The organism is Pseudomaricurvus hydrocarbonicus (assembly GCF_011602365.1).
Lineage (GTDB): Bacteria > Pseudomonadota > Gammaproteobacteria > Pseudomonadales > Cellvibrionaceae > Pseudomaricurvus > Pseudomaricurvus hydrocarbonicus.
In genome coordinates this window covers 103,593-109,733 of the sequence record NZ_JAAONZ010000020.1, presented here as the reverse complement: position 1 = coordinate 109,733, position 6,141 = coordinate 103,593, and the positions used below count along the sequence as shown (strand labels likewise).

Here is a 6,141-nt window from a genome sequence, read left to right as displayed (position 1 = left end):
GAAGATTAGCATTCATAAGGCGGCGGTAAGTCGGTTGGGTTTGTTGTTTTGGCGAACTCAAAACTAACCGGTTTTACCGTCGTCTCCTACCTTTTCACGCCAATCCGCGATGAACCATAAATTAACCGCCAGTAAGTCCTTGCAAACACCTTAAGGCCCGATGCTATAGCGTATCCACATGAGAAACCCCAATGACATGTAATTTCACTATCGATCCGGTGAAAATATACAATGAACATTAGGAAGCATTACTGCCCTGTTATTACTACTATAGAAACTATTGTTGTCTGGGTAACCACAGAGCCCCTGAGTAATCCAAACAACCACGCTCCCCTTTACACTCATTAAGGACAAAAAAGAGCAATATCGTCCAAGTCAGATTTCATGAATCAGGTCCACTCACGTAAAAACGGAGTTATATATGAGGAGTTATATATGAGCAGTAGTACCGGTAAATGCCCCGTCATGCACGGCTCACGCACCAAGCTGGCCGATAAAGGCACCGCCAACCAAAACTGGTGGCCAAACCAGCTGAATCTGAAAATCCTTCACCAGAACACTGCCGAAATGAACCCACTCGGTGACACCTTTAACTACGCCGACGAGTTCACAAAACTCGACCTGACGGCGGTTAAACAGGATCTGTTTGCCCTGATGACCGACTCTCAGGACTGGTGGCCTGCCGACTACGGTCACTACGGCCCTTTCTTTATCCGCATGGCCTGGCACAGTGCCGGCACCTACCGTATCGGTGATGGCCGCGGCGGGGCCGGTTCCGGCTCACAACGATTTGCCCCCCTCAACAGCTGGCCGGACAACGGCAACCTCGACAAGGCCAGACGATTGCTCTGGCCCATCAAGCAAAAATACGGCAACAAACTGTCCTGGGCCGATCTCATGATCCTGGCCGGCAACTGTGCGCTGGAGTCCATGGGCTTCAAAACCTTTGGTTTCGCCGGTGGACGAGCCGATATCTGGGAGCCGGAAGAAGACATCTACTGGGGTGCCGAAGACGAGTGGCTGGCCACCAGTGACAAGGCCAACAGTCGCTACTCTGGCGAACGGGATCTTGAAAACCCGCTGGCAGCCGTGCAGATGGGCCTGATTTATGTCAACCCGGAGGGCCCGGACGGCAACCCGGACCCGATTGCCTCTGGCCGTGACGTACGAGAGACCTTTGCCCGTATGGCCATGGACGACTACGAGACCGTCGCGCTCACCGCCGGGGGTCACACCTTTGGCAAGACCCATGGCGCCGGCGACCCTGAGTTAGTCGGACCCGAGCCAGAAGCGGCGCCGATGGAAGAAATGGGACTGGGCTGGAAAAACAGTCATGGCAGCGGCAAGGGCCGCGACGCCACCACCAGTGGCCTGGAAGGCGCCTGGACGCCGACCCCCACCCAATGGGACATGAGTTACTTCGACGTGCTGTTTGGCTATGAGTGGGAACTCACCAAGAGTCCGGCGGGAGCCCATCAATGGACCCCCAAAGACCTGGCGGATAAAGACATGGCTCCGGACGCCGAAGACTCTTCCATCCTCCAACCCATCATCATGACCACCGCCGACATGGCCATGAAAGAGGATCCGGCCTACCGTAAAATTTCAGAACACTTCCACAAAAACCCGGAAGAATTCGCCGACGCCTTTGCCCGTGCCTGGTACAAGCTCACCCATCGTGACATGGGCCCGATATCACGCTATCTCGGACCTGAAGTTCCGTCAGAAGAACTGATCTGGCAGGATCCCGTGCCCGCCGTCGATCACGACCTGATCGATGGAAAAGACATCGCGACCCTGAAAAGTGATCTCCTCGGCAGTGGCCTGTCGATCGCTCAGCTGGTGTCCACGGCCTGGGCTTCGGCTTCGGTGTATCGTGGCTCTGACATGCGCGGTGGCGCCAACGGCGCACGCATCCGCCTGGCACCGCAAAAGGACTGGGAAGTCAATCAGCCCGCACAATTAGCCAGCATACTGCAAACGCTTGAAGGGGTGCAGAAGGCGTTCAACGATGCCCAATCGGGGAATAAAAAAGTGTCACTGGCTGACGTCATTGTGCTCGGTGGCTGTGCCGCCATTGAACAGGCCGCAAAAGCTGCGGGTCACAAGATTGAAGTGCCGTTCAGTCCAGGCCGTACCGATGCCACTCAGGACCAGACCGACATTGAATCCTTTGAACCGCTGAAACCGGAAGCGGATGGATTCCGCAACTATCGCCGAACCAAGTTCACGGTAGCGGATGAAGAAATGCTGGTGGATAAAGCGCAACTGCTGCACCTGAGTGCGCCTGAGATGACCGCGCTGATTGGTGGCTTGCGCGTACTTGATGCCAACTACAACCAATCACCTCACGGGGTATTCACCAAAACCCCGGGCACGTTGAGCAACGACTTCTTCGTTAACCTGCTGGACATGAGCACCGAATGGAAACCGACCGCCGCCGATGAAGATGTCTTCGAAGGCCGTGACCGCAAGACCAACGACGTCAAATGGACCGCCACTCGAGTCGATCTGGTGTTCGGCTCCAACTCCCAATTGCGGGCTCTGGCCGAGGTGTATGCCCAGGACGATGCAAAAGGAAAATTTGTGGGTGACTTTGTCGCCGCCTGGAATAAGGTCATGAACGCCGATCGCTTCGATCTCGTCTAGCCTGATTCCTGCTTGCGTCAATCTCGCCTGACGCCAAAGGCGTAACATGGACGCACGCCGTTCGGGTCTCGTGCTTAACGAGGTCCGAACGGCTCTATCTAATGAAACACAGGCTAATGAAACACAGGTTCTATCGGGTCAGACACAGACTCTATCGAACCAGACACAGGTCCAATTTCACAATGAATTATGGTGAGACCTCTACTCAATGCCTGACTGGACGGGGTAGCCGGCTTCTCGCCACGACTTCATCCCACCATCCAGAGCTGTTGCCCGGTCAAACCCCATTTGACGCAGGGTGGCTGTCGCCAGCGTGGATATTCGACCCAGCTCGCAATACACCAGGATGCGTTGCGTCGGGTCTGGCAAATCCTCATTAACGCGCAATTCAAGCTGACCCCTTGGCAGCAAACGGGCTCCAGGAATGTGACCTTGCTGGTAGGCATCGCGCTCGCGCACATCGAGAATAATCAGATTGTTGGCAGGCAACTCACACTGGGCTTTCAACTCTTCCAGCGACATAAACGGCACCGCTTCAGACGCTTCGGTCAACATCTGCGCCACGCTTTTGCCGCCGCTCATATTGGTGCGCAAGGCTTCCGTTAAATGGGTCGGCATGTTGAGTTCAAGATTGCGCATCATGGTGACGAACTCTTCACGTTTGCGCCGCTGTAAACGGGGGTTCGAGGTAAGTTCAGCGCCGATGGTTGTGTGGCTGCGGCCCTGGTAGTCATGGGCGGGATACACCTTGGTGGCCGGATCCAGCAGCAGCAGCCGATTGAACAGACTGTCATAAAGCTCATCGGGATCACCGCTTGGCAAGTCGGTGCGGCCCGTCCCCCCGATCAGCAGGGTGTCACCCGAAAATACCCGATCTTCCACCAACAGACACATGGAGTCTTTGGTGTGACCCGGCGTGTGCATCACCTTAAACCGGAGGTCACCCACCGCCAGCATCTCGCCATCGTCCAGGCGTAAATTGACGAAAGGCGCCGGACTGGAACGATACATCACAATGGGCACTGACAACCTTTTGGCCAGCTGTTGCGTGGCTGAGAAATGGTCGGCATGCGTATGGGTATCGATAAGATACAGAATCCGCAATCCATCTCGGGCCGCCGCCGCAGTATAGCGATCGACCAGGCTGATTTCGGGGTCAATCAACACCGCGACACAATGCTTTTCACAACCCACCAGGTAAGACTGGCAGCCACCGGCGGCAAACTGTTCAAATATCATGATCGGTTCCTGCTGTTACCCTGACTAATGAATCTTTAACACTCTTATATTCATGAAACGTGAACATCATGATACTAACAGCAAACAGTGGCGATAGCAGACTTGGCTAAATCTCATATTAAAGAACACCTGTGCCAACTAAAACCTATGTCGCTAGTGTTGTGTGTAAAAGATACCGTGCAAAAGTGCTAGACATTTGAGATGTACTGCTGATTATTATAGTTGATAAACCTGAACAGGTTGCTGACAGCATGGCCTCACCAGCACCCGCTTTTTTAGTCTGAAGGAGCAATGATCAATTCCACCCAATAACGGTTGTCCTCGATCTGATGCTGGCAGGTCCACCGCATCCGTTGGGTCAATTGATGGGTCAATTCCAATCCCAGTCCATAACCACTTTGTTGGTTCAAACTATCGCCTGCGAGTTCATCACTGCCGACGGGATTGCTGATGCTAATACAGCCGTTTTGCTGCTCTATCAGGACACGGCCTTCCCAGCAATGCTGATAGGCGTTGCGAATCAGATTGCCGATAATTATACGCGCCGGAATCATCGGAATGTTGCACTCAAATGGATGGGTCTTTATCTCCACATCAACCGGTTTACCGGTTAACAAATACTCCATTTCGCTGGCCAGCTCTTGCACCAGATCCGGCAAATTCACCAGCTGTGTTCGCAGCGGTGAATCCGGCTCGTGGTTTAACCACAACAACGTTTCCGTCAGGTATTTCATGGTTTTACTGGCTCGGTCAATTCGATCCAGCACCGCCTGCTCACTGGCCGGGCGCTGCTGTTTCAAACTCAGTTTTTGGTACAGTTCAATGTTACTTCGAATGGTTGAGATGGGCGTTCGCAACTCGTGACTGGCGTAACGTAAAAATCGGTGTTCTCGTTCCAGCGCTTGCTGCACCGATGAAAGACTGTTGCGGATAAGCTCCGCCATTTCATTCAATTCCGGGTACGAAAAATCCGGCAACGGCTGACTGAGTTTGTCGCTGTCGAGCGAGTGCGTCCAAGTGCGCAAGGCGGCAATCGGGCGGGAAATATGACGCAGCAGAAGCCAGCAGATCAGTGCCACAAAGGCCATCACCAAAAAACTGACCAGCAGCCACAATTGCTTATTTTGTTTATGGGTAGCATCCACCACGGAGGATTTATAATCTGGCCTCATCAGCTGACTGATGTAAAGAGTACCCTGTTCATCTTCGTAACTCATCAAAAACACAATTTCTGATGGCGGATCAAACCAGCCAGAGTTCGAGTGTTTTAACAACCGCGAATGTTCATCAGGAGGGTTATCAAAGACCTGATGGACATACTCGGGCATGGTGTCCCAGTTTGAGGAGAGAAAGAAATTGATAAAATCCGTACCCTTGGCATAGTCCTCTTGCGGAATCCACTTTCGGTAGACCCGTGCTACCCGTTCCATATTAAACATCAGGGAACTGTCGAGGCCACGAATAAAATATTCGGTGGTCACGACCGAATAGGTTGCCATAAGGACCAGTCCCAATGACAAAAAAGAGGCGACCAATAACAGCCGCAGACTGAATTTAAATTTCATCAAGTGAGTGCCGAGAGGGTGGTTTCAAGGCAAAACCTACACCACTTATCGTGTGCAGTAGAGCCACAGGAAAAGGAGCGTCTATTACCTTTCTTAAATTAAAAATATGTACTTTTAAACTGTTGCTGTCAGGGTGCTCATCCCCCCACACAGCGTCCATCAGTGTTTCACGAGATACCGGCGTCGGGGAAGCTCGCAACAGACATTCCAGCAGCTTCCAACTGGTCGGCGATAACTGAAGTAACTTTCCGGCACGGGTTACCGCGCGCTCGCTGAGATTCATTTCAAGGTCACCGCAGGTCATTACTTTTACCTGCCCACTGCGACGCCTCGACAGAGCATGAATGCGCACCAGCAACTCCTGCAACTCAAAGGGCTTCACCAGATAATCGTCACTGCCGGCGGCAAAACCTTTTAATTTGTCATCCAGCTGATCTCGCGCAGTCAGCATCAGCACCGGAACATCATTGCCCTTCTGTCTCAAATTCTGGCACACCCGCAGGCCGTCCATGCGCGGCAAATTGACATCCAGCAATAGCACATCATAGTTATTTTTCGCGATCAGATTCAACCCGGCCACACCGTTACTGGCATGGTCACAAATCATCTCTTCCAGCTCAAGATACTGCACCAGTGTCTGGGCGAGATCGAGGTCGTCTTCAATCAACAGCAGTTTCAACATCAAATT

At 52.8% G+C, this 6,141-nt stretch carries 4 protein-coding genes; 1 reads left to right on the top strand and 3 read right to left on the bottom strand.

Annotated features, from left to right (window positions below):
* The first annotated feature begins 435 nt into the window (after nucleotides 1-435).
* A complete protein-coding gene (katG, locus tag G8770_RS20075; protein ID WP_167191270.1) occupies nucleotides 436-2,649 on the top strand; it encodes a catalase/peroxidase HPI in 2,214 nt (737 codons plus the stop codon).
* Between the two features lie 201 nt (nucleotides 2,650-2,850).
* On the opposite strand, the gene G8770_RS20070 is transcribed toward katG, so the two are convergent.
* The 3 genes from G8770_RS20070 to G8770_RS20060 all read right to left on the bottom strand — a co-directional run bounded on the left by G8770_RS20070 (nucleotide 2,851) and on the right by G8770_RS20060 (nucleotide 6,135).
* Nucleotides 2,851-3,888: an MBL fold metallo-hydrolase gene (locus tag G8770_RS20070; protein WP_167191268.1), complete on the bottom strand. Its 1,038-nt coding sequence runs from the start codon at nucleotides 3,886-3,888 to the stop codon at nucleotides 2,851-2,853.
* A 275-nt stretch (nucleotides 3,889-4,163) separates the two neighbouring features.
* Nucleotides 4,164-5,387, bottom strand: a complete 1,224-nt coding sequence (locus G8770_RS20065; protein WP_167191266.1) for a sensor histidine kinase — start codon at nucleotides 5,385-5,387, stop codon at nucleotides 4,164-4,166.
* A 55-nt stretch (nucleotides 5,388-5,442) separates the two neighbouring features.
* Nucleotides 5,443-6,135: a response regulator transcription factor gene (locus G8770_RS20060; RefSeq protein WP_167191264.1), complete on the bottom strand. Its 693-nt coding sequence runs from the start codon at nucleotides 6,133-6,135 to the stop codon at nucleotides 5,443-5,445.
* Nucleotides 6,136-6,141 lie beyond the last annotated feature (6 nt).

Excerpts from the sequence above, each read along its gene's own strand:
- katG (WP_167191270.1), top strand. The coding sequence starts at position 436 with ATGAGCAGTAGTACCGGTAAATGCCCCGTCATGCACGGCTCACGCACC.
- G8770_RS20070 (WP_167191268.1), bottom strand. The coding sequence starts at position 3,888 with ATGATATTTGAACAGTTTGCCGCCGGTGGCTGCCAGTCTTACCTGGTG.
- G8770_RS20065 (WP_167191266.1), bottom strand. The coding sequence starts at position 5,387 with ATGGCAACCTATTCGGTCGTGACCACCGAATATTTTATTCGTGGCCTC.
- G8770_RS20060 (WP_167191264.1), bottom strand. The coding sequence starts at position 6,135 with ATGTTGAAACTGCTGTTGATTGAAGACGACCTCGATCTCGCCCAGACA.